General features: G+C 72.4%; 22 protein-coding genes and 1 pseudogene. 11 read left to right on the top strand and 12 right to left on the bottom strand.

Annotation, left to right across the window (positions count from 1 at the left end; translation table 11 throughout):
* Positions 1–87: 87 nt before the first annotated feature.
* From ACFPIH_RS15450 to ACFPIH_RS15435, 4 genes and pseudogenes are all read left to right on the top strand, one after another.
* Positions 88–1,503 carry a M1 family metallopeptidase gene (locus ACFPIH_RS15450; RefSeq protein WP_381172703.1) on the top strand — a complete coding sequence of 472 codons (1,416 nt, stop codon included), beginning with the start codon at positions 88–90 and terminating at the stop codon, positions 1,501–1,503.
* A 60-nt stretch (positions 1,504–1,563) separates the two neighbouring features.
* Positions 1,564–2,300: pseudogene (locus ACFPIH_RS15445) on the top strand (hypothetical protein).
* A gap of 34 nt (positions 2,301–2,334) precedes the next feature.
* Positions 2,335–3,030: a response regulator gene (locus ACFPIH_RS15440; protein WP_381172705.1), complete on the top strand. Its 696-nt coding sequence runs from the start codon at positions 2,335–2,337 to the stop codon at positions 3,028–3,030.
* Positions 3,027–4,856 carry a sensor histidine kinase gene (locus ACFPIH_RS15435; protein ID WP_381172707.1) on the top strand — a complete coding sequence of 610 codons (1,830 nt, stop codon included), beginning with the start codon at positions 3,027–3,029 and terminating at the stop codon, positions 4,854–4,856. The genes ACFPIH_RS15440 and ACFPIH_RS15435 overlap by 4 nt, the downstream gene beginning before the upstream one ends.
* Before the next feature lie 3 nt (positions 4,857–4,859).
* Here ACFPIH_RS15435 and ACFPIH_RS15430 read toward each other — a convergent pair whose 3' ends face one another.
* The gene (locus tag ACFPIH_RS15430; RefSeq protein WP_381172709.1) at positions 4,860–6,077 is read right to left on the bottom strand and encodes a saccharopine dehydrogenase family protein; all 1,218 of its coding nucleotides are present in this window, start codon (positions 6,075–6,077) and stop codon (positions 4,860–4,862) included.
* A 133-nt stretch (positions 6,078–6,210) separates the two neighbouring features.
* Here ACFPIH_RS15430 and ACFPIH_RS15425 point away from each other — a divergent pair, with 133 nt between their 5' ends.
* A complete protein-coding gene (locus ACFPIH_RS15425; protein WP_381172711.1) occupies positions 6,211–6,918 on the top strand; it encodes a TetR/AcrR family transcriptional regulator in 708 nt (235 codons plus the stop codon).
* Here the strand turns inward: ACFPIH_RS15425 and ACFPIH_RS15420 are convergent.
* Positions 6,908–7,807 carry a LysR family transcriptional regulator ArgP gene (locus ACFPIH_RS15420; protein ID WP_381172713.1) on the bottom strand — a complete coding sequence of 300 codons (900 nt, stop codon included), beginning with the start codon at positions 7,805–7,807 and terminating at the stop codon, positions 6,908–6,910. The genes ACFPIH_RS15425 and ACFPIH_RS15420 overlap by 11 nt on opposite strands.
* A gap of 80 nt (positions 7,808–7,887) precedes the next feature.
* On the opposite strand from ACFPIH_RS15420, the gene ACFPIH_RS15415 reads away from it, so the two are divergent.
* On the top strand, positions 7,888–8,505 hold the full coding sequence (locus ACFPIH_RS15415; protein WP_381172715.1) for a LysE/ArgO family amino acid transporter: 618 nt from the start codon (positions 7,888–7,890) through the stop codon (positions 8,503–8,505).
* 105 nt (positions 8,506–8,610) lie between these two features.
* Positions 8,611–9,921 carry an MFS transporter gene (locus tag ACFPIH_RS15410; protein WP_381172717.1) on the top strand — a complete coding sequence of 437 codons (1,311 nt, stop codon included), beginning with the start codon at positions 8,611–8,613 and terminating at the stop codon, positions 9,919–9,921.
* A gap of 117 nt (positions 9,922–10,038) precedes the next feature.
* On the opposite strand, the gene ACFPIH_RS15405 is transcribed toward ACFPIH_RS15410, so the two are convergent.
* Both ACFPIH_RS15405 and ACFPIH_RS15400 read right to left on the bottom strand, forming a co-directional pair.
* Positions 10,039–10,494, bottom strand: coding sequence for a cyclic nucleotide-binding domain-containing protein (locus ACFPIH_RS15405; RefSeq protein WP_381172719.1), 456 nt, complete (start codon positions 10,492–10,494; stop codon positions 10,039–10,041).
* 286 nt (positions 10,495–10,780) lie between these two features.
* The gene (locus ACFPIH_RS15400; RefSeq protein ID WP_381172721.1) at positions 10,781–11,032 is read right to left on the bottom strand and encodes a hypothetical protein; all 252 of its coding nucleotides are present in this window, start codon (positions 11,030–11,032) and stop codon (positions 10,781–10,783) included.
* Positions 11,033–11,174: 142 nt separating this feature from the next.
* Between ACFPIH_RS15400 and ACFPIH_RS15395 the strand changes: the two genes are divergently transcribed.
* From ACFPIH_RS15395 to ACFPIH_RS15385, 3 genes are all read left to right on the top strand, one after another.
* Positions 11,175–11,615: an ATP-binding protein gene (locus tag ACFPIH_RS15395; protein WP_381172723.1), complete on the top strand. Its 441-nt coding sequence runs from the start codon at positions 11,175–11,177 to the stop codon at positions 11,613–11,615.
* Positions 11,616–11,813: 198 nt separating this feature from the next.
* Positions 11,814–12,653, top strand: coding sequence for a SigB/SigF/SigG family RNA polymerase sigma factor (locus tag ACFPIH_RS15390; RefSeq protein WP_381172725.1), 840 nt, complete (start codon positions 11,814–11,816; stop codon positions 12,651–12,653).
* 81 nt (positions 12,654–12,734) lie between these two features.
* Positions 12,735–13,166: a hypothetical protein gene (locus tag ACFPIH_RS15385; protein WP_381172727.1), complete on the top strand. Its 432-nt coding sequence runs from the start codon at positions 12,735–12,737 to the stop codon at positions 13,164–13,166.
* A gap of 21 nt (positions 13,167–13,187) precedes the next feature.
* Here ACFPIH_RS15385 and ACFPIH_RS15380 read toward each other — a convergent pair whose 3' ends face one another.
* Both ACFPIH_RS15380 and ACFPIH_RS15375 read right to left on the bottom strand, forming a co-directional pair.
* A complete protein-coding gene (locus ACFPIH_RS15380; RefSeq protein ID WP_381172729.1) occupies positions 13,188–15,410 on the bottom strand; it encodes an FUSC family protein in 2,223 nt (740 codons plus the stop codon).
* The gene (locus tag ACFPIH_RS15375) at positions 15,407–16,792 is read right to left on the bottom strand and encodes an NAD(P)/FAD-dependent oxidoreductase (RefSeq protein ID WP_381172731.1); all 1,386 of its coding nucleotides are present in this window, start codon (positions 16,790–16,792) and stop codon (positions 15,407–15,409) included. The genes ACFPIH_RS15380 and ACFPIH_RS15375 overlap by 4 nt, the downstream gene beginning before the upstream one ends.
* Positions 16,793–17,100: 308 nt before the next feature.
* Here ACFPIH_RS15375 and ACFPIH_RS15370 point away from each other — a divergent pair, with 308 nt between their 5' ends.
* On the top strand, positions 17,101–17,466 hold the full coding sequence (locus tag ACFPIH_RS15370; protein ID WP_381172734.1) for a PRC-barrel domain containing protein: 366 nt from the start codon (positions 17,101–17,103) through the stop codon (positions 17,464–17,466).
* Between the two features lie 17 nt (positions 17,467–17,483).
* Here ACFPIH_RS15370 and ACFPIH_RS15365 read toward each other — a convergent pair whose 3' ends face one another.
* The 6 genes from ACFPIH_RS15365 to ACFPIH_RS15340 all read right to left on the bottom strand — a co-directional run.
* The gene (locus ACFPIH_RS15365) at positions 17,484–17,918 is read right to left on the bottom strand and encodes an ATP-binding protein (protein ID WP_381172765.1); all 435 of its coding nucleotides are present in this window, start codon (positions 17,916–17,918) and stop codon (positions 17,484–17,486) included.
* Positions 17,919–18,081: 163 nt separating this feature from the next.
* The gene (locus tag ACFPIH_RS15360; protein WP_381172737.1) at positions 18,082–19,977 is read right to left on the bottom strand and encodes an AMP-dependent synthetase/ligase; all 1,896 of its coding nucleotides are present in this window, start codon (positions 19,975–19,977) and stop codon (positions 18,082–18,084) included.
* Positions 19,978–20,141: 164 nt separating this feature from the next.
* Positions 20,142–21,239: a glutamate--cysteine ligase 2 gene (locus ACFPIH_RS15355; protein WP_381172739.1), complete on the bottom strand. Its 1,098-nt coding sequence runs from the start codon at positions 21,237–21,239 to the stop codon at positions 20,142–20,144.
* A gap of 56 nt (positions 21,240–21,295) precedes the next feature.
* Positions 21,296–23,500 carry a 1,4-alpha-glucan branching enzyme gene (glgB, locus tag ACFPIH_RS15350; RefSeq protein ID WP_381172742.1) on the bottom strand — a complete coding sequence of 735 codons (2,205 nt, stop codon included), beginning with the start codon at positions 23,498–23,500 and terminating at the stop codon, positions 21,296–21,298.
* Positions 23,501–23,503: 3 nt separating this feature from the next.
* Positions 23,504–24,865: a maltokinase N-terminal cap-like domain-containing protein gene (locus ACFPIH_RS15345; RefSeq protein WP_381172745.1), complete on the bottom strand. Its 1,362-nt coding sequence runs from the start codon at positions 24,863–24,865 to the stop codon at positions 23,504–23,506.
* A gap of 28 nt (positions 24,866–24,893) precedes the next feature.
* A partial coding sequence (locus ACFPIH_RS15340) for an alpha-glucosidase C-terminal domain-containing protein (RefSeq protein ID WP_381172748.1) occupies positions 24,894–25,468 on the bottom strand: 575 nt, incomplete at its 5' end.

Below are 25,468 nucleotides of genomic sequence, written 5' to 3'. Positions count from 1 at the left end.
GGCTTGACCCGAATGAGGGGGAAACCGATATGACGGTTCCTTAGTCTGAGGATCTCCTGATCACACGCCACCCCCCAAGGAGCGCACGTGACCCACCCCCGCAGACGCACCGCCGTCCTCGGCCGAGGAGCCGTCGTCGCCACCGTGCCCGTCGCCGTGGCGGCCCTGCTCACGGCGGCCGGCCCCGCCACCGCGGCCGGCCAGGCGGGCGCTTCCGGCGTCGGCGACCCCTACTTCCCGCTCGCCGGCAACGGCGGCTACCACGTCGCCCACTACGGCCTGACGCTCGGTTACGACCCGACGAGCCGTCACCTCACCGGCAAGGCGGTCCTCACCGCCCGCGCCACCCAGCGGCTGACCCGCTTCGACCTCGACTTCAAGGGCCTGAAGATCACCGCCCTGACCGTCGACAGCGCCAGGGCGGCCTACCGCCGCAGCGGCCAGGAACTCGTCGTCACCCCGCACCGGGCCCTGCACAAGGGCCAGACGTTCCGCGTCACCGTCACCTACCGGGGCAAGCCCGGCCCGGTCACCGACCCCGACGGCTCCCTCGACGGCTGGATCCCCACCGACGACGGCGCGTTCGTCGCCGGCGAACCCCAGGGCGCCATGACCTGGTTCCCCGCCAACAACCACCCGCTCGACAAGTCGTCGTACGACTTCACCATCACCGTCCCCAAGGGCCGCACCGCCGTCGCCAACGGCGTCCTGCTCGGCCAGCGCACCCGGGGCGGCAGGACCACCTTCCGCTGGCGGCAGAAGGAACCCATGGCCGCCTACCTCGCCACCGCGACCGTCGGGAAGTTCGAGGTCAAGCAGTACACGACCCGCGGCGGCATCAAGGTCTACGACGCCGTCGACCCGCGTGAGGCCTCCGCCGCCGCACCGGTGCTGAAGAAACTGCCGTCCGTGCTGGAGTGGGAGAGCAAGCTCTTCGGGCCCTACCCGTACCGCGCCGCCGGCTCCATCGTCGACCGCGCGCCCAACGTCGGATACGCCCTGGAGACCCAGACCCGGCCGGTGTACGACAGCGCCCCCGACCTGAGCACCCTCGTCCACGAGAGCGCCCACCAGTGGTTCGGCGACTCCGTCTCCCTCACCTCCTGGAAGGACATCTGGCTCAACGAGGGCTTCGCGACCTACGCCGAGTGGCTCTACGCCGAACAGCACGGCGGCGACAGCGCCCAGAAGACCTTCAAGGCCCTCTACGCCCGCCCCGCCACCGACGGTCTGTGGGAGTTCCCGCCCGGCAACCCCGGCAGCGGCGCGAACATCTTCGGTACCCCCGTCTACGCCCGCGGCGCCATGGCCCTGCACGCCCTGCGCACCGCCGTCGGCGACCGCGCCTTCTTCCGCGTCCTGCGCGCCTGGGCCGACCGCAACCGCTACGGGCACGGCACGACCGCCCAGTTCGAGCGGCTGGCGGAGCGGGAGTCGGGGAAGAACCTGGGTCCCCTGTTCCACAAGTGGCTGTACGCTCAGGGCAAACCCAGCACACCGTGACCGCCCGAACCGTCGCCGGAACCTGACAGGTTCCACACAACTGTCGGCCAAGGTCGTTTCATGATCACGCCTCGACGCAGCACCGCGCTGCTCGCCGCGTCCCTCCTGCTCACCGGATGCGGCGGCGGCGCGGGCACCAGCTCCGCGCCCCCGCACGCCGCACCGCCCGCGGCCACCCCGACCACCCCCGCCCCCTCGCTCTCCACGCAGACCGTGCCGCAGCGGATACCCGGCCCGGGACCCGGTCCCAGGTGCCCGAGCGGACGAAGCAGGTCGTCGTGGTGACCGGACGCGGCAGGAACTCCCCGGACTCCACGGTCGTCCTATATCGGCGCACCGGGACCGGCTGGCAGGCCGGGCAGCGCTGGCCCGCGCACAACGCGCTCAGGGGCTGGAGCGACCACCACGTGGTAGGCGACCTGCGCTCACCCATCGGTGTCTACGGCCTCACCGACGCCGGCGGCCTGCTGCCCGACCCCGGCACACGACTGCCGTACGACCACGGGAGCGGCTTCACCGCGCACGGCACCGGATTCAGGGGCGAGCCGCTCGCCGGCTCCTTCGACTACGTGATCGCCGTCAACTACAACCGCAGGCCCGGCACCACCCCGCTCGACTGGACCCGTCCGATGGGCGCGCGGCGCGGCGGCGGGATATGGCTGCACGTCGACCACGGCGGACCCACCCAGGCCTGTGTGAGCCTCGCCGAGAAGCACATGAGGGAACTCCTGCGCACCCTCGACCCCGCCCTGCACCCGGTCGTGGTCATGGGCGACCATGCCTCTCTGGCCCGCTGACCGGGGCCGCCGACCGCATTGGGGGAACCGCCGCGTGTGCGCACATGTACTGGTCGCCGAGGACGACCGGATGCAGGCCGAGCTGATCCGCCGCTCCCTGCTCGCCGACGGCCACACCGCCACCGTCGTCCACGACGGACCCGCCGCCGTCGAGGCGGCCCGCCGGCTCGAGCCCGACCTCGTCGTCCTGGACCTGATGCTGCCCGTCCTCGACGGCATCGCGGTGTGCCGGGCGCTGCGCCGCGAGGACGACATCCCCGTCCTGATGCTCACCGCCCGCGCCGGCGAGGACGACGTCCTGCTAGGCCTGGAGGTCGGCGCCGACGACTACATGACCAAGCCGTACAGCCCGCGCGAGCTCATGGCGCGGATCCGCACCGTGCTGCGGCGCAGCGGGCGCTCCGTGGACCGGCGCGAGGAGCCCGTGCTGCGGGCCGCCGGGATCGTCGTCGACCCGGTACGGCACGAGGTGCACTGCGACGGGCTGCCGGTGGAGTGCACGCCCGCCGAGTTCCAGATCCTGCTCGCCCTCACCGGCGAACCCGAACGGGTCTTCTCCCGGGGGCAGTTGCTCCAGTGCACCCGCGGCTTCGACCGCGCCTCCACCGAACGCGCCGTCGACGTCCACATCATGAACCTGCGCCGGAAGGTCGAGGCCGACCCGCGCAGACCCGTACGCCTGGTGACCGTGTTCGGCGTCGGCTACAAGCTGAGCGGCGGACGCGCGTGACCCGGATACCCCTGCGCAAACGCCTGCTGGTGCGGCTGCTGTTCACCTCCGTGCTCATCGCCGTGTGCTCGGTGGCCGCCACCGCCTGGCTCGCGGTGGCCACCACCACCCGCGCCCTGCGCGAGGAGCAGGGCCAGGCCCTCGCCGACGACATGGACATCCTCGCCGAGCTCAGCGGCTACGCCGCCACCCACCCCGACTGGAAGGGCGTCGGGCCCAAGGTCCGCGCGCTGTCCGCCAAGACCGGCCGGCGCATCGCCCTGGCCACCGCCACCGGCCGTGTGCCGATCGCGGACTCCGCCCCGCGCGGCGCCTCCCTGCCCCCGCGCTCCGCGGCCACCGTCGATCCGCTGAGCACCGACACCTACACCGAGCGCGGCGCCCAGCTCACCGGCATCGACCCCCGGGTGGTCGGCCCCTACCGGCTCACCGCGGCCGAACGCGCCAAGGTCGACCAGATCGCCCGGGCGACCCGGAAGTGCTACACGCGTTACGGGTACGAGACGACGACCACCCGCATCCCCAGCGGCCGGTCGATCCTCACCGGCGACAACGGCAGCCCCGGCGGCGACGGGGCCACCCCGTGCGCGGACGGCCGGCTCAACACGCCGACCCCCACCGAGAAGAAGGCCCTCGACGACCTCCAGAATCGCGCCCTGCCCTGTCTGAACCGGACGGGACTCAAGGGCAAGGTGCCCTACATGCTCACCGTCGACGTCGGCGGCGGCAGTCTCGCCCCGCCCATCCTCGCGGGATACGCCAAGATCGGCGACTCCAGGATCCAGCGTGCCTTCGAGACGTGCATCGACAAAGCCCGCCGCGCCCAGCTCGCCCCGTACGTCGCTCCCGCCGCCGAACTCTTCCTGGGCGGTGGCGACAACCGCGCCGCGCCCCGCTGGAACATGTCCCCGGGCAACAAGGCGAAGGTCTTCGGCACGGCCGGCCTGGTGCTCGCCCTCACCGTCGCCGTGTCCGCCGTCGTCGCCATCCGTCTGGTGCGGCCCCTGCGCGCGCTCACCGAGGCCGCCCAGCAGCCTCCCGACCGGCACGCGCGCGTAGCCGTGACCACCCGCGACGAGACCGGGATCCTCGCCGAGGCGTTCAACGACCTCGCCGAGCGCCGGGAACGCCTGGAGATCCAGCGCAAGGCCATGGTCAGCGACATCGCGCACGAACTGCGCAGCCCCCTCACCAACATCCGGGGCTGGCTGGAGGTCACCCGCGACGGTCTGGTCGAACCCGACCCCGAACTGCTCGGCGCCCTGCACGAGGAGGCCCTGGTCCTCCAGCGCGTCATCGACGACCTGCGCGACCTCGCCGCCGCCGACGCCGGCACCCTGCTCCTGCACCGCGAACCCGTCCCCGCCGACGACCTCCTCGCCCAGGTGGCCGCCGCCCACCGCGTCGCCGCCAAGACCGCCGACGTCCATCTGCGCACCGAGACCGACGGCATCCCCTGGCTGGACGCCGACCCGGTACGCCTCCGCCAGGCCCTCGGCAACCTGGTCAACAACGCCGTACGGCACACCCCGGCGGGCGGCACGGTCACCCTCACCGCCCGCCGCGCCGGCGCGGACGTCGTGCTGGCGGTCGCCGACACCGGCACCGGGATCACCGCCGAGGACCTGCCGCATGTCTTCGAGCGGTTCTGGCGCGCCGAGAAGTCCCGCAGCCGCCGTACCGGAGGCAGCGGCCTCGGCCTCGCCATCGTCCGCCACCTGGTCGCCGCCCACGGCGGTACGGCCGAGGCCACGAGCACCCCCGGCAGCGGCAGTGTCTTCACCCTGATCCTGCCGGCCGCGCCGGCCCCGCAGGACGACGCCTGAGGGTCACTGCTCGCGCATCCCCCAGGGCGAGCCGTACGCCGTGAGCAGGTCGAGGAAGGGCCGCGCCGGGAACGCCTCGGGGCCCAGGACACCCGCGCCCGACCAGGCGCCGGTGGCGAGGAGTTCGAGGGCGACGACCGGGTTGACGGCCGTCTGCCAGACCACGGCCTGGCTGCCGTACTCGGTCATCGACCACTGGTTGTCGACCACGTGGTACAGGTACACCTCGCGCGGCGCGCCGTCCTTCACGCCGCGCACCCAGGTGCCCGCGCAGGTCTTGCCGTGCATCCGCTCGCCCAGCGTCGCCGGGTCGGGCAGACAGGCGGCGACCACGTCCCGGGGCGAGACCGCCACCGGGCCCGCCGCGCCCTTCACGGTCACCGGCTCGGTGCGGTCCAGCTCCAGCCGGTGCAGCGTCTTCAGCGTCTCGATGAACTCCCCGCCCAGGCCGTACTTGAAGGTGACCCGGCGCGCCTCCACCCAGCGCGGCACCAACAGCACCTCCTCGTGCTCCACGTTCACGCACTCGACCGGGCCGATGCCCTCGGGGAAGTCGAACACCTCGGGCTCGCTGAACGGCGCGGTGGTGAACCAGCCCCGGTCGGCCTCGTAGACGACCGGAGGGTTGAGGCACTCCTCGATCGTGGTCCAGATGCTGAAGGAGGGCGCGAAGTCGAGGCCTTCGACGGTGAGATTCGCTCCGTCGCGGATGCCGATCTCCTCGATCTCGTCGAAGAGTTCGTCGGCGGCGTACCGCGCGAACACGTCCGAGAGACCGGGTTCGACACCCATGCCGACCAGGGCGAGTCCGCCCGCCTTCGCCCACTCGTCGGCCTGCGCGAACTGTGCGTCACCGAGCTTGACCCCGCACTCCTCGTACGGCCGCTCCGGGTGCGGGCGTGACAGTGACATCGCCATGTCGACGTAGGTGGCCCCGGCCGTGCGCGCCGCTCCGAACAGGGGCATCACGAAACGCGGGTCGGTGGCGTTGAGCAGCACGTCGCAGCGGTGCCGGGCGAGCAGCCCGGCCACCGCCGCCTCGTCGGCCGCGTCGACCCGCTCGGCGGTGAACCGGTCGTCGCCGTCGAGCGCGGAGACGGCTGCCTCGGCGCGGGCGGGGTCGTAGTCGGCGACCACCATCGCCTCGAAGAACGGGCGCCGGGCGGCGATCCGGGTGACGGCGGTGCCCACACCACCGGCACCCACGAGCAGGACACGCATGACGGAACTCCCTCGGTCGAAAGTGTGCGAAGGGTGCCAAAGGTACGAAAGGCGGGGCCCTGTCGGAGATACAACGCTCCCGGGCGTCGTAAGGTCAATGGCGTTGGCATAAGGCGCACTGAAGGGAGCCGGCATGCCCAAGGCGGTCGTACCGGAGGAGAGACGTCGCCGGCGGCGGCCGACCAGGAGTGGCACGGTGCTGTCCGAGCGGCTGATCGTCGAGGCCGCGCTGCGGCTGCTGCGCGAGCACGGCAGCACCGGACTCACCGCCCGCAGGCTCGGCCTCGCGCTCGACTGCGACCCCAGCACCCTCTACCGCTACTTCCGCGGCATGGACGACCTCACCCTCGCCATCGGCGACGCGCTGATCGGAGAGGCGCTGCGCGGCTGGGCACCGACGGGGGAGTGGCGGACCGACCTGCACGGCATCGGGCTGCGCATCCACGCCGCGTACGTCGCCCACCCGCAGGCCGCCCAGCTCACCACGAGCCGGGTCACCGGGCGGCCCAACGAACTCGCCGCCGACGAGGCCGTCCTGGACGTGCTGCGCACCGCCGGCTTCCCGCTGCCGGACACGGTCCGCGTCTACCACGCCTTCATCGACCAGACCCTGGCCTTCGCCGCCCTGGACGCCGCGTCCCTGGCCCTGCCGAGTGCCTCGCAGCGCGCCGACGACGCGATGTGGCGCTCGACGTACGCCCGGCTGCCGGCCGCCACCCACCCCCGGATCGCCGAGGCCGCCCCGCTGCTGCCGGCCCGCATGGTGACCAGCGCCTATCCGACCGCGCTGGAGATGCTGCTGGACAGCGCGGCGGCGACCCTGGCCCGGCTCAGTTCCTGAGACTGACCGCCGCCGTCCGCGCGACCGCGTCCGCCACCAGTGCCAGCGCGGGCGAGTCGAGCTTCCAATGCTGCCAGTACAGCGGGACGTCCAGGGGCCGCTCGGGGGCGAGGGAGACCAGTCGCCCGCCGGCCAGCAGCGGCCCGGCCTGCACCTCGGGCACCATGCCCCAGCCGAGCCCGGCCACGACCGCGTCCAGGAAGCCCTCCGAGGTCGGCACGGCGTGTCGCAGGCGGCTCGCGCCCTCGGCGCCCCGGCGCAGGGCGCGTACGAACGCGTCCTGGAGGTCGTCGCGCCGGTCGAAGGTCATGACCGGAGCCTCGGCGAGCGCCTCGGGCAGGGGTGCGTCGGCGAGATGGCGGGCGGCGAAGTCCGGATTCGCGGCGGCCAGATAGCGCATCCGGCCCAGCGTCCGCACGGAGCAGCCGGTCACGGGGTCCGGCGACGAGGTGACCGCGGCCATGACGCGGCCCTCCCGCAGCAGCTCCGCTGTGCGGGTCTCGTCCTCGCGGTGCAGCTCGAAGCAGAGCCGGGGCTCGTGCGACAGCCGAGTCAGGGCCGGCAGGATCCAGGTCGCCAGCGAGTCCGCGTTCACCGCGACCGTCACCCGCGTCGGCTCGCCTGCCCCGCTCATGCCCAGCTCGGACCGCGTGTCGCGTTCCAGCCGGGCCAGCTGCCGGGCGAACCGGACGACGATCTCCCCGGACTCCGTCGGCCGCACCGGCTTGGTGCGCAGCAGCAGAACGCGGCCCGTGCGCTGCTCCAGCGCCTTGACCCGCTGACTCACCGCCGACGGCGTCACATGCAGGGCTGCGGCCGCCGCGTCGAAGGTGCCCTCGTCCACCACCGCCAGCAGCGTCCGCACCTGGTCCAGAGGAAGATCGGTCATCAAGGGGTCATCACAAACGCTAATCATACTTAAGAATCTTTAGCTGTACGTGCAGTGATCGCCTCCCTAGCGTGGAAGCCATGTCCACCGCTCTCGCCGCCGCGGCCGCAGGCTTCGGCACCGGTCTCTCGCTCATCGTCGCCATCGGCGCCCAGAACGCCTTCGTCCTGCGTCAGGGCATCCGCCGTGACGCCGTCCTCGCCGTCGTCGGGATCTGCGCCCTCTCCGACGCGCTGCTCATCACCCTGGGCGTGGGCGGAGTGGGCGCACTGGTGGTGGCCTGGCCGGGGGCGCTCACCGCGGTCGGCTGGATCGGCGGCGCGTTCCTGCTCGGGTACGGGCTCCTCGCGGCCCGTAGGGTGATCCGGCCCGGCACCGAAGCCCTGCGCACGGACGGCGAGGCCGCCGGCACGCGCCGCCGCGCGGTCCTCACCTGTCTGGCGCTGACCTGGCTCAACCCCCACGTCTACCTCGACACCCTCTTCCTGGTCGGCTCCCTCGCCGCCGACCGCGGTCCGCTGCGCTGGACCTTCGGCCTCGGCGCCGCCCTCGCCAGCCTCTGCTGGTTCGCCGCCCTCGGCTTCGGCGCCCGGCTGCTCGGCCGCTTCCTGACCCGGCCCGCCGCCTGGCGCGTCCTCGACGGCCTGGTCGCCGCCACGATGATCACCCTCGGGGTGCTGCTGGTCGCGGGTGCCTGACGTACCGCGATGTGAGATTGCGCGTCCAACAGACGGCCGAACCACGGAAGATGCTGGGATAGTGGCCTCCGCACCCGAAAGATGTAACGAGCAACCAGGACGCGCGTGGACACCAGCGAGAGCAGCAGCACCGCACCCGGGACAGCCGACGACGACGGCCCGAGTCCGCAGGAGGCCCCCCGGCGCGGCTGGCGCCGCTGGGCGATGGACACCCGCCCCCTGCGCCGGCCCGCCTACCGCCGGCTGTGGTCCTCGACCATCGTCACGGCCGTCGGCAGCCAGCTCACCGCGGTCGCCGTGCCCAAGCAGATCTACGACATCACCGGCTCCTCGGCCTGGGTCGGCTACGCCAGCCTCGCCGGTCTCGTGCCGATGGTCGCCTTCGCGCTGTGGGGCGGCGCGGTCGCCGACACCATGGACCGGCGCAGACTCCTGCTGATCACCAACACGGGGATCGCCGTCACCTCGGTGCTGTTCTGGCTCCAGGCGGCGGCGGGGCTCGACAACGTGGCCGTACTGATGGTGCTGCTCGCCGCGCAACAGGCCTTCTTCGGGCTCAACGCGCCCGCCCGCACCGCCTCCATCGCCCGGCTCGTCCCGGCTCAGGAACTGGCCGCGGCCAACGCCCTCGGCTCGACCGTGATGCAGACCGGACTGGTGGCCGGACCCCTGCTGGCCGGTGCCCTGATACCCGTGATCGGGCTGCCCGAGCTGTACCTCGTCGACGCGCTCGCGCTGTGCGTGACCCTGTGGGCCGTCTACCGGCTCCCCGCGCTGCCGCCCCTGGACGGCAGCGCCGCGCGACGGGCCGGGATACGGGAGATCGCGGAGGGCTTCCGCTACATCTCCCGGCACAAGGTGCTCCTGCTGTCCTTCCTGGCCGACATCGTCGCCATGGTCTTCGGCATGCCCCGCGCCCTGTTCCCGCAGCTCGCCGCCCAGACGTACGCCTCCTACGGCGAAGGGCTCGCGCTCGGCCTGCTGTTCGCGGCGATCCCCATCGGCGCGGTGCTGGGCGGGCTGTTCTCCGGGACGTTCTCGCGGGCGCGCCGGCACGGCTGGATGGTGATCGGCGCGGTCGTCGCCTGGGGCGCGGCGATCGCCGCCTTCGGGCTCAGCGGCAGTCTGTGGTTCGCGGTGGTGTTCCTGGCCGTCGCCGGTGTCGCCGACATGGTCTCGATGGTCTTCCGGGGCGCGATCCTGCTCTCCGCCGTCACCGACGAGATGCGCGGCCGGATGCAGGGCGTCTTCACCGTCGTCGTCGCGGGCGGCCCGCGGCTCGCCGACGTCCTGCACGGCACGGCGGGCGCCGCCTTCGGCCCCCGCACGGCGGTCACGGGCGGCGGCCTGCTGGTCGTCGCCGTCATGCTGGCCCTGACGGCAGCGGCCCCGGCCCTGCGCCGCTACCGCATCTGAGACGCGCGCCCGAGACAGCCCCGGCCGCCAACCGCATCGGAGCAAGCGCCCTACGGCATCCGTGCCGGCCTCGCGCCGCCTGGGTGAGCGGGTCCGGTGCGGGTCACAGTGTGCGGGTCACAGCACATCCCGTCGACGCGAGCCGTACTGTTCCATCAGCCTTCCCCGGGTGAGTTCCAGGCGGTGGGCGAGGATCTCGGCCACCAGCCGCACCAGGGTCATCCCGAGCGCCGGGTCCTCCTCGCAGAGCTTCAGCACCGGCTGCGCCTGGAACTCGTAGGCGCGGACCGGGCTGAAAGCCTCCGCGCCGAAGTCCCAGCGGTACGGCGGGAACAGCCAGGACCAGCCGAGCAGATCGCCCGCGCCGAGGCTGGCGACGACGACCCGCTGCACAGATGTCACCTGCTGGTCCAGGGAGACCGCGCCGGACCGGACCACCCAGAACCGGTCGGCCGTGCCGCCCGCCTCGAAGATCCGGGCGTCCTCCGGGAAGGAGACCTCGCGGGCGAGTTCCATCAGGCGCCCGCGCTGGAGCGGGGGAAGGGCGGTCAGCAACTTGGTCGCTCTGGTCATGGCGCGGGGCTCCTCGCCGACGATCGGTCGCGGTGCTTTCTCCACAGCCCATTTCAGCCGCTGCCGACGCCGAGAGCACCTCGGCGGAGCGCACTTTCCGGCCGGGGGCATGGCAGGGGCATGGCCCGGAGGATGGTTCGGAGCATGGAAAAGCCCTGGCTGGACGGGGGAAGCCAGCCAGGGCAGTCACACCGTGACGTGCGGAGGAGTCTCGGCTCGCACTCCGCGCACCACGTATGAATGAACGGTAAACCATTGGCGGAGATTTTGCGTAGCCCGAACCCGGTCACGTGACCTGTTTCACTTCGCGCGCCCCGCCCGGACCCGTCCCGCCGTGCCCGGGCGCCACGATCTCGTCCAGCGCCCCGAGCACCGTCTCGTACGCCAGCCCCCGGATCCGCGCCTCGCGCGCGCCCTCCGGATCGGTCCGTTCCAGTTCCGCACCCCGGACCTGCCAGATCCGCACCTCCTCGCGGGCTTGGTCCCGGGCCCGCCGGATGCGCCGGAGCAGTTCGTCCGCGTCCACGCCATCTGTCATGGAGCCCGGGTACCCGTTCCGGCCGGATTGATGACTTTCCCGTCCGGAGGTTTGGGCCCGCCCCAGGCGGCCAGCCGCACAAAGAGGGCCGCGTCGGTCGGCCGACGCGGCTTCACCCGTCCGACAGTCAGGGAGCGAAAGGATGCGCGCCGAGAACCACTCCACCCACCTCGTGGTTGCAGCGGAGGGCCACTGCGGCGGACCGGGGCCGTGTCTGCCCTCCGACGTCCGCAGCGCCGTACGGCTCGCGGCGGCCGGGCGCCGTGGTGCCACCGGCCGTCCGTACGACGAGGAAGCCCTCGCCGACGCGCTGCTCGTCGCCTCGGAACTCACCGCCAACGCCATCCTGCACGGCGGAGGGGTCACCGCGTTCGAGGTCGATGTCGAGGGACCCGTCGTGCGGGTATCCGTGAGCGACCGCAGCGACCGGCTGCCGGTGGCCCGGAACATGCTCGACGAACGCGGCCGGCGAAGTCCCGGCGGCCGGGGCTGGCCGATCGTGTGCCGGCTCGCCCGGGACGTCCTGGTCTCCGGTCTGCCCTCCGGGGGCAAGCGCGTCACCGCGGTCGTGCCTGTGGGCTGACCGCCCCCTGACTGTCGGCCCCTGCTCACCGGCTGGTGGGCGCCGGCCACTGTCCACCAGGCCACCGCCTACCGAGCCATCGCCCGAGACCCACCAGGCCACCGCCTACCGAGCCATCGCCCGAGACCCGCCAAGCCACCACCCGCCGGGCCCACCGCCCGCCCGAGATCCGCAAAGCCCGATCAGGAGCGATTCTGCATGGCCATCGACCTGTCGACAAATCGACCGGCTCAATCCGCCCGCGCCGTGGCCCGGCCGCGGCGCACCCACGACGACGCACCCGACACCATGGCCCTGTTCGCACGGCTGACCGCCCTGGAGGACGGGCCCGAACGGGACAGCCTGCGCGAGGAGATCGTCACGGCGTGGCTGCCCATGGCCCACCGGATCGCCGGCCGGTTCCGCAACCGCGGCGAGACCGTCGAGGACCTGCGCCAGGTGGCCGCGCTCGGACTGCTGAAGGCCGTCGACCGTTTCGACCCCGAGCGCGGGGCCTTCGAGAGCTACGCCGTGCCCACCATCACCGGCGAGATCAAGCGGCACTTCCGCGACCGGATGTGGGCCCTGCGGGTGCCCCGCCGCGTCCAGGAACTGCGCAACAAGGTACGGCTCGCCCGCCGGGAGCTCACCCAGAACCCCGGCTCCCACGAACCCTCCGTCACCGACATCGCCGCCCACACCGGCTTAACAGAGGAGGAGGTGGGCGCCGGTCTGGAGGCTCTGGAGAGCTACAGCACACTGTCTCTCGACGCCGAGGCACCGGTCGGCGACGACGGCCACAGCCTGGCCGACACACTCGGCGGCCCCGACGCCTCGTACGACGTCGTCGTGGACCGTGAGTCCGCCAAGGAGGGTCTGCGCTGCCTGCCCGAGCGCGAGCGCGCCATCCTGTACATGCGCTTCTTCGAGGACATGACCCAGAGCCGGATCGCCGACCGCCTCGGCATCTCCCAGATGCACGTCTCCCGCCTCATCGACCGCAGCTGCGCCCGGGTCCGCGCCCACGCCATGGCCCGGCCCCGGCACCGCGAGGCCTGACGCGCGCGCTCGTCTGCCCACAAGCCGAGACTGAGGCCCGGAGACACTCTTGATTCGGCGTGACGTGGGCACCCGGTACAGATGAACGAATCCGAGTTCCCGCCCGACGGCCGGCCCGTGGACGTCTACCTCGACCTGCTGCGCGTCCGTATGGACAGCGAGGACTACCGGCTCCTGCTGGAGGTCGTCGCCCCCGCACTGCGCGCCCTGGACGAACAGCCGCCCCAACCGGTCGACCTCGCCCTCGACCCGGACAGTACCGAAGACGTGCCGCAGGAGATCCGCGACGAGGCCGCACTGGTCATCGCCACCGCCCTGACCGGCCGGCTGGACAACCAGCTGGTCGAGATCCAGGTCGAGGGCACGGAACCGGTCCGTGTGGTCACCGACGCGGCGACCGCGCGCGACCCGGCCCGCCTCGCCGAGATCGCTGGATACGTACAGCAGCGCCAGAGCGACACCGAGGAACTGCGGGGCATCGCCGCCGCGAGCGACCTGCCCACGGACTTCTGACCGGTCGGCCGGTCAGAAGGGTCAGGCGGGCGGGGCCACCGGCACCCCCAGCGGCCGGGCCAGCCCCAGCACCGCCTCGTCCAGCCGCTGCAGATGGCGCAGCACCCGGTCGGTCACCCGCCCGTAGCGGGGGGTCCCGAGTCCGCCCGGCTTCAGCAGCGAGGCGATGTTCGGCCCGGTGAGCACCTCGGCGGTCGCGTGCTCGTCCGTGACATGCGCGGCGATCGTCCCGATGTTGCGCAGGATCCGCTCCCCGGCCCCGCGCAGCCGGGGGTCCGCCGCGATCGACGGATGCGTGGGCAGCAGCTCCGCCGTGGCCGCCAGCGACCGCGCGTGATAGGCGCAGGTCTCGAGCAGCGCGACGACATAGCGAGCGGTGTTCCGCCGGGTCCGCAGCGGGGTCACCGGGTGGGTGAGCGGCTGGGTCGCCGCGCGCAGATCCGCCAGCGACTGGTCCAGGTCCCGGGCCAGGTCCAGCAGATCGGCCGGGGGAGAACCGCTGAGCTGGTCGACGGCGGCCTCCGTGACCTCGGCCAGCCGGTCCAGGACGGTCGACAGCAGCTCGTTCGTACGGCGGTCCGTGTGCACCGGCAGCACCAGCGCCGCCGCGACCACCCCGCAGGCCGCCCCCAGCGCCGTCTCCTCGATCCGCAGGACCAGCACCGACAGGCTGTAGGTGTGCAGCAGCGTGTACAGCACACCGAGCGCGGCCGTCACGAAGAACGACATCAGCGTGTACGACAGCGGCGCCGTGTAGAACATCGCGAACACACACAGCAGCACCACCGCGAACGCCGTCCACGTGTGATGGCCAACGGCGCCCGCGAGCACGATTCCCGCGACCACCCCGAGCACCGTCCCCAGCAGCCGCCGGTAGCCCTTGACCAGGATCTCCCCGGTGGACGACGTGTTGATGAAGACGATCCAGCAGGTCAGCACCGCCCAGTACCAGCGGTTCGAGGACAGCAGCTCGCCGCCCACGATGGCCAGCGACGACCCGACGGCCACCTGCACGGCCGCCCGCGTCGTCGGCCGCTTGAGGCCGGTGTCGCCCTCCTCCTGCTCGGCCTCGATGGCCGCGTCCTCCGCGTCCAGCTCCTCCCGGGACCTGGCCGTCTCCGGGCTGTCGTCGGACTCGTCCTGCGGACCGTCGAGCGCGATCCGCAGCCCCAGCACCGCGCGCGCCGCCTCACCGACCCCGCGGAACACGTCCTGCACGGCCGACGACGCCTGCGGCAGGTTCTCCTCGTCCCGGTACCCCAGCAGCCGGTTGCGCACCTGCGCCGTCCCCGAACCCTCCCCGGCGGGCTGCCGTACGAGCAGTTGCAGGGCCCGCAGATCCCGGCGCAGGACGTCCAGCGCCTCGTCCGGGACCGGCAGACGACTCCCCTCCGGTACCGGCGCCCCCGGCAGATGCAGGGTCAGGGTGTCGGCCCGCTCGGCACTGCGCGCCGTCAGCAGGAGCAGGCCCAGCCGCTCGGCGGCGATCTCCGCGTCCGCGACCCGGCGCTGCACCAGCCGCGCCACCGCCTCGTCGGAGGTGCCGTCCGCCAGCCGGCCCTGGATCATCAGGGCCGGCTCGTGCAGCCGCGCGGTGCCCTCGCGCGCGTGGGCGATGGCCTGCTCCACCTCGTCCGGCCCCGCGTCCAGCAACTCCAGCTGGGCGTCCAGCAGTTGCGCGAGCCGCGCCCGGAACGCCCGCCGCAGCCGGTCCAGGACCCCCGCCGGCGTCTGCGGCACCAGCGCGAACCGCGCCACCGCGCTGCTCGCGAACGCCACGGCGAGTGCCCCGCAGAACCCCGCGAGACTCGCCGTCGTGACCTCCACGAACAGCGCGAGGAAGTAGGTCTGGAACCCGATCAGCCCCAGCGCGGTGCCCCGGTCGCCGAACCGCCGCCCGTACACCGCGCAGAAGATGAGCACCACGAAGACGACGCCACCGGCCACCTCCCGCCCGCTCAGCAGCGCCGCCGACGACACCGAGGCGAGCGCCACCGGCAGCCCCAGCGCCAGCGTCACCGCCTGCTTGTCGCGCTGCTGCTCCCGGATGGCGAAGGTGGCCACCATCGCGGCGACCGCCCCCGCCACCAGATGCCTGACGTCCGCGCCCAGCAGCGAGAGCACGGCCAGCGTGAGCGAGATCGCCCCCACCGTCCGCAGCCCCGCCGCCAGCCGCAGCAGCCCCGGGTCGGATGCGGCGACCCGGTCCCGCAGGCGTGCCGCCGCTCCCGCTCCGGGCCTCACTCCGCCTCGGGACCCGTGCCCTCGACGTGTGCCCGTACCTGCTCGGGTGTCAGATAGCTGTCCGTGTACTCGAAGTCCTTCAGCTTGGCCGCCCGGCGCGACTGGAAGCCGGTACGGACGAAATCGTCGCCGGCGACGGCGTTGAGGGTCCAGTTGGTCAGCACCCGCGCCTTCGCCACGCCCGTGCGCAGCGCCGACCAGTGGTAGCCGCGCGCCACGGCCTGCGCGGGCAGCCCCCGCAGCGGGATGCCGAGCGGCTTGGACACGGCGTCGGTGCCGCCGAGGTCGACGACCAGACCCAGGTCCTTGTGCACGTACGGCCGCATCGCCTGCCCGCGCAGCGTCGCCACGACGTTGTCGGCCACGACCTTGCCCTGCCGCATCGCGTGCTGCGCGGTCGGCGGGCAGACCGCCCCGTCCTGGCCCTTCGACGCCTTCGCCTCGTCCGGCACGGCCGCCGCGTCGCCCAGCGCGAACACCCCGTCGTGGCCGGGCAGATCCATGTTCGCGGTGACCACGAGCCGCCCCCGTACCGTCTCCGCGCCGAGCGTGGCGATCAGCGGGCTGGCCACCACCCCGGCCGTCCAGATCAGGGTGCGGGTCGGGACCACCCGCCCGTCGGTGAAGGTGACCTCCTCCGGACCCGCCTTGGCGATGGAGACACCCAGCGAGATGTCGATCCCGCGCTTGCGGAGCACCTCCTGGGCGCTGCTGCCCAGCTTGTCGCCGAGTTCCGGCATCAGCTTCGGGGCGATGTCGATCAGATGCCACTTGATCAGCTTCGGGTCGATGCGCGGATAGCGCTTGACCGCGTTGTGCGTGAGCAGTTGCAGACAGGCGGCGGTCTCGGTGCCCGCGTAGCCGCCGCCCACGACCACGAACTGCAGCCGGGAGGCCCGCTCGGCGTCGTCGTGGCTGGCGTCGGCGAGGTCGAGCTGGGTGATGACGTGGTCGCGGATGTACGCGGCCTCCGCGAGCGTCTTCATCCCGTAGGCGTGGTCGGTCAGACCGGGGATGTCGAAGGTGCGGGTCACACTGCCGGGAGCCAGCACGATGTAGTCGTAGCGCTCGTTGACGACCTCGCCGTTGATGGTGCGGATCACGCAGACCTTCGAGTCGAGGTCCACGCCTATCGCACCACCCGGGATGATCCGGGTGCGGTACTTGCGGCTGCGGCGCAGGGACACGGCGATCGACTGGGGTGTCAGTACCCCCGAGGCGACCTGCGGCAGCAGCGGCAGATAGAGCTGATAGGCGAACGGCGTCACCAGGGTGATCTCGGCCTCCGCCGAGGCGAGCTTGCGTTCCAGGCGCCGAACGCACCCCACTCCCGCGAAGCCCGCGCCCACCACCAGGATCCTGGGTCGTGTCACGTTGTCCATCCCTTTCTGCCGCTCCGGGCGGTCCGCCCCTGCTCCACCGGCTGCGTGTGCCCGCCCGAGGGCTCCTCGCACCCGTCGATCCTTGCCGCCCCCGAACCGGTTGCGCCAGCCCGGTGTGGCATGCAGACGAACGTTTCTGCAGTTTTTTCCGAGGCCGGGGTCGTACCCGCCGAAAGGCATGTGTACGCACGGATTCCGGTTGCGCGTGGGTCGGATGTGACGCAGGAGGTCACAGCGGGTCCGCCCGTCCGGAATGCGGGCCGCTCGAACGGGTATTTGGTGCTGTGAAGGACGAGGAGGGGAGCAGAGTGACCATCGACGACGGAATATGGTCCTACCCGGCGGGCAGCGGCCGTGCCGGGGGACAGGATCTGACGGGGTACGCGGTGGTGGCGTCCGACGGCGCCACACTCGGGCACGTGGAGCGCGAGGCCGCACCGTTCGGCATGCGGCATCTGATCGTCGACTCGGGCGCCTGGGTGTTCGGCAGGAGCACCCTCGTACCTGCGGGCGTCGTACGGGCCGTCGACCCGGCGGGCCGCAAGGTCCGGCTGGACTGCACCCGGGACGAGGTCAAACAAGCGCCCCGGTTCCGCACCGACAGCGAGACCAGGGACTCCGGTTACCTGTCCGGTGTCGGCGACTACTACGCCCGGCTGACCACACCGGCCTGACCCGCCCGCCTCGGCGCTCACCACGGCAGGAAGACGTGTACGTCCTTGCCGTGGCCGTCCGGTACGACGCTGACCTGGGTGCCCAGCGCCTGGATCAGATACCAGCCGACCCCGCCGCCCCCGCTCTCGGGCCGGAAGGGACGCGGCGCCGGCAGGGTCCGGCTGGTGTCGTGCAGGGTGACGTGCACCCCGTCGAAGGTGGGACGCAGCCGCAGCTCGAAGGGGCCGGGCGCGTACTGGACGGCGTTGGCGGCGAGCTCCGTCACGATCAGCACGATGTCGTACCAGCACTCCGCCGTCGAGGGCGGCGAGACCCGTGTCAGCTCACGCAGGAAGCCCTCCGTGGCGAGCCGTGCGCCCGTCACGTCCCGCGGATCCCCCGCGAAATGGGCGGTGCGGCTCGGGATCGCCGAGGAGACCGATGAGTGATTGCCCCGTGGGTCGGCTGCCATGTCGTCGCGTGCGGCCCCGGCCCGGCCGGAACCGGCGTCCTCTCTCGTGCGGTTGTGTTGCGTCACCCCCCTGAGTTCCCGGAGGCGCGCGGCCTACGCCTCGGACGTCCGCCCGGCCCGAGCCGCGCCCGAGCCCGCGCCCCCGCCTCGCTTCGGCCTCGTTTCAGCGGAACACGTTGTCCGCGTCGTCCCAGCTCAGCACGTCCTCCGGGGCGGACTGCCGGGGCAGCCTGGCCCGGGCCTGGTACATCGCCTCGATCTCCGCCGCGTAGTGCGCCACGATCGAGTCGCGGCGCAGCTTCATGGAGGGCGTGAGCAGTCCGTTCGACTGGTCGAAGGGCTGCGGCAGGATCCGGAAGGCGCGGATGGACTCCGACCGGGACACCGAGCTGTTGGCCGCGGCCACCGCCCGGGCGATCTCCTCCCGCAGGGCGTTCTCCTCCCGTGCCTCCCGGCTGTCGCCGTGCAGCGTGAGGCTCCGCCGCCAGTGCGCCAGGAAGTCGGGATCCAGGGTGATCAGCGCGCCCACGCAGGGCCGGTTGTCGCCGACCACCACCGCCTGGTGCACGAGCGGATGCAGCCGCAGCCGCTGCTCCAGCGCGGCCGGCGCCACGCTCTTTCCGCTGCTGGTGATGATGACGTCCTTCTTGCGGCCGGTGATCGTGAGGTAGCCGTCGGTGTCCAGGAAGCCCAGGTCGCCCGTGGCCAGCCAGCCGCCCCGCAGTGCGGCCCGGGTCGCGGGCTCGGCGTTGACGTACCCCTGGAACACCGAAGGGCCGCGCACCAGGATCTCCCCGTCCTCCGCCACCCGGATGTCCGTGCCCGGCAGGGCCTGACCGACCGTGCCGGACTTCTCCCGGCCGAGGGGCTGCATGGTGACCCCGCCGCTGGTCTCCGTCAGGCCGTACCCGTCGTGGACGTAGACGCCGATGCCCTCGTAGAACAGCGACAGGTCGCGGTGGAGCGGGGAGCCGCCCGAGGTGGCCCGGTGGACGCGCCCGCCCAGGGCGGCACGGAGCCTGCGGTAGACCGTCCGCTCGAACAGGGCGTGCTGGAGCCGCAGGTCGAAACCGGGACCCGAGCCCCGGCCCAGCCGCTGCCGTTCGACGGCCGCCGCGAAGTCCCGCGCCGTCTCCGCGGCGCGCTCGAACAGCGACCCGCGGCCCGCCTCCTGGGCCGTCCGCAGGAAGTTCTTGTAGATCTTCTCGAAGACCGAGGGGACCGCGTAGAGATACGTCGGCCGGAACGTCCGCAGCGCCTCGGCGAGCGCCGCCCCGCCCAGATCGGGCTCGTGGCCCATCAGGATCCCGCCGCGCAGGCACAGCCCCTGGATCATCAGGCCGTACACATGGGAGAAAGGCAGGAAGGCCAGGACACTCGGCCGGCTGCCCGGCGGCGCGGCGGTGTGCGCCCAGCCGGCCAGCAGGGTGTCGCAGGGGCTGGCCAGGCTGCGATGGCTCAGCGCGCAGCCCAGGGGCCGGCCCGAGGTGCCGGAGGTGTACGCGATCACCGCGGTGGCGTCCGGCATGACGATGCGGCGCAGCGACTCGATCGTGGTCGGCGGAACGTGCTCGCCGCGCCGCGTGAGTTCCTCCAGTGCGCCCGTGTCCAGCTGCCACACGTGCCGCAGCGCGGGCAGCGTCGCGCACACCGACCCCACCGTCATCACGCTCTGCTCGTCCTCGACGACCACCCCGACACAGCCGGCGTCGCGCAGGATCCACGCGACCTGGTCGCGCGAGGCCGTCGGATACACCGGGACGACCTCCGCGCCCACCGCCCACAGCGCGTGGCTGAGCACCGTCCACTCGTAGCGGGTGCGCGCCATGATCGCGACGCGATGGCCGGGCGTGATCCCGCACGCGACAAAACCCTTCGCCAGGTCCACCACCTGGTCGCGCAGCTCGGCGGCGCTCACCTCCTGCCAGCTGGTCGCGTCGAGGCGGCGGGCGAGCACGGGAAGCGCCGGGGTGCGGAGCGCTGTCTCGAAAACACTGTCGGCGAGCCCTGCGGTCAGGGGCGTGGTGGCGACCGGGGGAGCGAGAGCGAAGTCACGCATACGCTGCTCCTGACATGTACGAAGGGTGACTCTGCCGACGAGAACTGTTATCGACGCTGGCGAATGTAGCCCAGGTGGGATCGTTTGTGGCCAGGAACCGACTAAGTGATGCGCGTTGATGACCTCGACGTCTGCCTGATTTCGAGTGATTTCCCGGCCGCGGCTCAGGCCTGGGTGTGCCGGACGCACGAGGCGACGACCTCGCGCAGACTGCCCGTCCGTTCGAACACCTCGCGCTGCACCCGCGCCCCGTTGCCGTGCAGCAGCAGCCCGGCACAGGACGCGCGCGCCCGCTCCAGGTCGCCGCTGTCCGAGAGCGCGTCCTTGACATACTCGAGGAGGGCTCCCACGACCGCCTGCGCGGGCGCGTTCCGCATGGTCACGGGGTGGACGAGTTCACCCATCAGCCCGGAGTGGGCGGCCCGCCAGTCCGCCAGCCGCAGCAGGCTGACGCTGTGGACCAGGGGCGGTTCACCGGCCTCCCAGGCGCGGGCGGCCGTCTCCACCAGGCCGCGCACCAGCGTGGCCACCAGCGCGGCGGTCTCCGCGTGCAGACACACGTCCGCCACCCGCACCTCCACCGTCGGGTACCGCGCCGACAGCCGGGCGTCGAAGTAGACCATCTTCTCGTCGAGGATCGTCCCCGTGGCCACCATGTCCGACACCCGCCGGTGGTAACCCTCCGCCGACCCGAACAGCTCGGTCGGCCCGGCCGACGGCCAGCGCAGCCACACCCGGCGGCGGTAGCTGTTGTATCCGGTCTCCCGCCCCTGCCAGAAGGGGGAGTTGGCGCTGAGCGCCATCAGTGTCGGCAGCCACGGCCGGATGCGGTCGAGGACCGCGACACCCTCCTCGTCGGACCCGACCGACACATGGACATGGCAGCCGCACACGATCTGTTCGCGGGTCGCGATGCCGTACTGCTCCGCCATCCACTTGTACCGATGCCCGATGCTGACCGAGGGACTCACCGCGAGCGGCGAGGTGGCCAGCGCGGCGACCGTGCACCCCGCCTCCCGCGCGTGCTGCGCCGCTTCCGCCCGGATGGCGACGATGTCCGCGGCGAGGTCGCCCATCCGCTCATGCGGACGGGTGGCGAACTCGACCATCTGGTTGTGCAGCTCCTTCTGGAACACCGAAGGCTCCTCCGGGTTCGTCTCGCACCGGGCGGCGCGAGCGAGTACCACGGCGGACAGTGCCTTCGGATCCCCGGTCTCGGGGTCGACCAGAAGGAGTTCCTCCTCCACTCCGACGGTGCGCACGGATGCCGCCTTTCTGTGGAGTCCGGTAGTCCCCCGACTGCCCCCGCGCCGCCTGCTCACACGGGCGACGGCCGCAGCCACACCGTGGCCAGCGGGGGCAGCGTCAGCGACAGCTCGCCGTTCGCCGCCTTGACGGGTTCGGGACAGGTGACATCGCTGCCGCCGTAGCGTCCGGAGTCGGTGTTGAGCGTCTCCTCCCAGAGCGGTACGTCGTCGAGGACGGCCAGCCGGTAGTCGTGGCGCACCACGGGGGAGAAGTTGCTGACGGCGAGCAGGGGAGCGCCGGCGGCGTCGTACCGCAGGAAGGCGAACACGTTGTCGTCGGCGGCGTCCCCGACCACCCACCGGAACCCGCCCGGGTCGGTGTCCCGCTGCCAGAGCGCGGGGGTCGCACGGTAGACGGTGTTCAGGTCGCGCACCAGGTCCCGCACCCCCCGGTGATCGCCCGCGGAGGCGTAGCCGGGGTCGAGCAGCCACCACTCGGGGCCGTGCTCCTCGGACCACTCCGCGCCCTGGGCGAACTCCTGCCCCATGAAGAGGAGCTGCTTGCCCGGGTGGGCCCACATGAAGGCCAGGTAGGCCCGGTGGTTGGCGCGCCGCTGCCACCAGTCGCCGGGCATCTTGGAGACCAGTGACCGCTTCCCGTGCACCACCTCGTCGTGGGAGATGGGCAGCACGTAGTTCTCGCTGTACGCGTACACCATCGAGAAGGTCATCTCGTGGTGGTGGTACTTGCGGTGCACCGGCTCCTTCGCGATGTACTGGAGCGAGTCGTGCATCCAGCCCATGTTCCACTTCAGGCCGAAGCCCAGCCCGCCGCTGTCGGTCGGCCGGGTCACCCCGCCCCAGGCGGTCGACTCCTCCGCGATCGTGACGACGCCCGGATTGCGCCGGTACACCGTCGCGTTCATCTCCTGAAGGAACGCCATCGCGTCGAGGTCCTCCCGCCCGCCGAACACATTCGGCGTCCACTGCCCGGAGTCCCGCGAGTAGTCGAGGTAGAGCATCGAGGCGACGGCGTCCACCCGCAGACCGTCGACATGGAACTCCTCGCACCAGTAAGTGGCGTTGGCCACGAGGAAGTTGCGCACCTCGATCCGCCCGTAGTCGAACTCGTACGTCCCCCAGTCCGGATGCTCGGCCCGCCGCCAGTCCCCGGGCTCGTACAGCGGCTCCCCGTCGAACCGGGCCAACGCCCAGTCGTCCTTGGGGAAATGGGCCGGCACCCAGTCCATCAGCACCCCGATGCCTGCCCGGTGCAGGGCGTCGACCAGGTACTTGAGGTCGTCCGGGGTGCCCAGCCGCGCGGTCGGCGCGTAGAAACCGGTGACCTGGTAGCCCCAGGACCCCGCGAAGGGATGCTGGGCGACCGCCATGAACTCCACATGCGTGAAGCCGAGGTCCCGCACGTACGCGGGCAGCTCCTCGGCGAGTTGACGGTATGTCAGCCCCGGTCGCCAGGACGGCAGATGGACCTCGTAGACGGAGAAGGGCGCCACATGCACCGGGACGTCCCCCCGGTGTGCCATCCACTCCGCGTCGTCCCACGCGTGGTGCGAGGCGTGCACGATCGACGCGGTGTCGGGCGGCACCTCCGCCCGGCGGGCCATCGGGTCGGCCTTCAGGAAGCGGTCCCCGTGCCGGGAGGTGATCTCGAACTTGTACCGGGTGCCCTCGCCGAGGCCCGGCAGGAACAGCTCCCACACCCCGGACGCGCCGAGCGAGCGCATCGGGAACGCGGTCCCGTCCCAGCGGCAGAAGTCGCCCGTGACCCGCGCCCCTCGGGCATGGGGCGCCCACACCGAGAACCGGGTGCCCGCCACGCCCTCGTGCGTCATCGGCTCGGCACCCAGCGCCCGCCACAGCTCCTCGTGTCTGCCCTCCCGGATCAGATGCAGATCCAGGTCGCCGACCGCCGGCCGGAACCGGTACGGGTCCTCCACCTCGTGGGTGTCGTCCCCGTACCGCACCAGCAGCCGGTACCCGGGCACCGCGTCCGGCGGCAGTACGACGGCGAAGAGGCCGTCCCCCTCCGAGACGAGCGGGGTCTCCGCGCCGTCCACCCGCACGCTCACCGCGTCGGCGAACGGACGCAGCGCCCGCAGCAGCACACCGCCCGGCACCGGATGCGCGCCCAGCAGGGCGTGCGGGTCGTGGTGCGCGCCCGACAGCAGACGGGCGCGGTCGGCGGGGTCGAGCGCGGGCGCCGCGGGCGGCCGGGGACCGGCCGCCTCGGGGAGGGCGGTGTCGCGCAGGGCCATGGGTCAGCCTCCTAGGGCGGCGAGTCGTTCGATCGCCGCCATGGGTACGGGTAGCCAGTCGGGCCGGTTGCGGGCCTCGTACAACACCTCGTAAACGGCGCGATCCGTCTCGTAGGCACGCAAAAGGGCGTGTTTCTTGCGTGGATCCCATCCGGCCCGGGCCGCGTAGCCCGCGCAGTAGGCCTCCCGGCAGCGGCGCGCCCACTCCGGACGCCACGGGCGGCGCTGCCGGGCCGCGTAGTCGAAGGAGCGCAGCATCCCGGCGATGTCCCGCACCGGGGAGTGCGCGAGCCGCCGCTCGGCCAGCGGCCGGGACGGCTCGCCCTCGAAGTCGATGACGAACCAGTCCCGTCCGGCCCGCAGCACCTGACCCAGGTGCAGGTCGCCGTGGATGCGCTGGGCGGGCGGCCCCGGATCGCACAGCTCGAGCGCGCCGAAGGCGGAGGTCAGCCCCGGGACGAACGGCCGCAGCGCCGCCACATGGTGCGCAGCCGTCTCCAGCCGTTCCGTCATCGCCGCCGCCGTACGCCCGTCCTCGGCGTCCGGACCGGCCGGCAGGGCCTCGGCCAGCGCCAGGTGGACGTCCGCCGTGGCCCGGCCCAGCTCGGCCGCCTCCGCGGTGAAGTCCTCCCCGCACGCGAGGGCCTGCAACGCGAGCGTCCAGCCGTCCGAGGCGTCCGGCAGGAACGGCTGGAGGACACCGAGGGTGGCCTCCAGGGGATGCGTGGTGCGGAACCACGCCACGGGCGCGGGAACCCGCCCGCACCCCTGCCCGGCCAGCGCCACCGGCACCTCCAGATCGGGGTTCACCCCGGGCTGGACGCGCCGGAAGATCTTCAGGATGAACGCGTCGCCGTACACCAGCGAGGTGTTGGACTGCTCGGCCTCCAGCAGCCGTGGCGCGAGCCCGGCCGGCACCGGGACGGACGGGTCGGACTCGAAGCACAGCGGACCCAGCGTGCCCGGATGGCGCAGCCGTTCGAGGAGCAGATGCGACGACCGCGGATCCCGCAACGCGTCATGGACCGCCAGCCCCGCCAGCGGGCCCTCCTCCACCCGCCCGATGAGCGCCCGCCCCAGCCGGGGCGACAGATGCTCCTGGACACCGAGGAGCAACTGGTAGCAGTCCCCGGCCGGGGGAGTGCCGCCGGGCGTCGGGACCCCCGACTGTCCGGCGTGCACCAGCAGATGCAGACAGCCCGGGAACAGCTCCGTCATCGACAGTGTGCGCAGGTCGGTGAGGGGCCGGTCCTTGCCGGCGAACCAGCGCTGCCGGGGCAGCCACTCGCGCAGCAGCGCGGCGAGCGACCCGCCGGAGCGGACGGCGCTCGGTGCGCTGCGTCTCGGTGAGGCGGTCTTCGTCACGGTGACCCATCCTTTCCTCGGCCCACGCTCACGGGCGTCGGCCGATCCGGGCCGCGGCTCGGGTGAGCCGGAACCAGTAGAAGCCGTGTCCCGCGAGGGTGAGCAGGTAGGGCAGTTCGCCGATGGCCGGGAAGCGCACCCCGCCGAACAGCTCCACCGGGTGGCGCCCCTCGAAGCGGCGCAGGTCCAGTTCGGTGGGCTGGGCGAAGCGCGAGAAGTTGTGCACACACAGGACCAGGTCGTCCTCGAAGTCGCGCAGGAAGGCGAGAACCGCGGCGTTGGAGGAAGGCAGCTCGGTGTACGTCCCCAGCCCGAAGGCGGGGTTCTGCTTGCGGATCTCGATCATGCGGCGGGTCCAGTGCAGCAGCGAGGAGGGCGAGGTCATGGACGCCTCGACGTTGGTGACCTGGTAGCCGTGGACGGGGTCCATGATGGTCGGCAGGAAGAGCCGTCCGGGGTCGCTGGAGGAGAAACCCGCGTTGCGGTCGGGTGTCCACTGCATGGGGGTGCGGACGGCGTCGCGGTCGCCGAGCCAGATGTTGTCGCCCATGCCGATCTCGTCGCCGTAGTAGAGGATCGGCGATCCGGGGAGAGACAGGAGCA

The sequence above is a fragment of the Streptomyces vulcanius genome (assembly GCF_042653945.1).
Taxonomy (GTDB): Bacteria; Actinomycetota; Actinomycetes; order Streptomycetales; family Streptomycetaceae; genus Streptomyces; species Streptomyces mangrovi.
Note: the sequence above shows the minus strand (reverse complement) of the source record. Positions and strands in the feature narration are given on the sequence as shown.

Coding starts and splice junctions, on each gene's coding strand:
- ACFPIH_RS15405 (WP_381172719.1), bottom strand. CDS start 10,494: ATGACCAGAGCGACCAAGTTGCTGACCGCCCTTCCCCCGCTCCAGCGC.
- ACFPIH_RS15430 (WP_381172709.1), bottom strand. CDS start 6,077: ATGCGTGTCCTGCTCGTGGGTGCCGGTGGTGTGGGCACCGCCGTCACC.
- ACFPIH_RS15375 (WP_381172731.1), bottom strand. CDS start 16,792: ATGGACAACGTGACACGACCCAGGATCCTGGTGGTGGGCGCGGGCTTC.
- ACFPIH_RS15395 (WP_381172723.1), top strand. CDS start 11,175: ATGCGCGCCGAGAACCACTCCACCCACCTCGTGGTTGCAGCGGAGGGC.
- glgB (WP_381172742.1), bottom strand. CDS start 23,500: ATGGCCCTGCGCGACACCGCCCTCCCCGAGGCGGCCGGTCCCCGGCCG.
- ACFPIH_RS15425 (WP_381172711.1), top strand. CDS start 6,211: ATGCCCAAGGCGGTCGTACCGGAGGAGAGACGTCGCCGGCGGCGGCCG.
- ACFPIH_RS15390 (WP_381172725.1), top strand. CDS start 11,814: ATGGCCATCGACCTGTCGACAAATCGACCGGCTCAATCCGCCCGCGCC.
- ACFPIH_RS15415 (WP_381172715.1), top strand. CDS start 7,888: ATGTCCACCGCTCTCGCCGCCGCGGCCGCAGGCTTCGGCACCGGTCTC.
- ACFPIH_RS15365 (WP_381172765.1), bottom strand. CDS start 17,918: ATGGCAGCCGACCCACGGGGCAATCACTCATCGGTCTCCTCGGCGATC.
- ACFPIH_RS15385 (WP_381172727.1), top strand. CDS start 12,735: ATGAACGAATCCGAGTTCCCGCCCGACGGCCGGCCCGTGGACGTCTAC.
- ACFPIH_RS15420 (WP_381172713.1), bottom strand. CDS start 7,807: ATGACCGATCTTCCTCTGGACCAGGTGCGGACGCTGCTGGCGGTGGTG.
- ACFPIH_RS15360 (WP_381172737.1), bottom strand. CDS start 19,977: ATGCGTGACTTCGCTCTCGCTCCCCCGGTCGCCACCACGCCCCTGACC.
- ACFPIH_RS15400 (WP_381172721.1), bottom strand. CDS start 11,032: ATGACAGATGGCGTGGACGCGGACGAACTGCTCCGGCGCATCCGGCGG.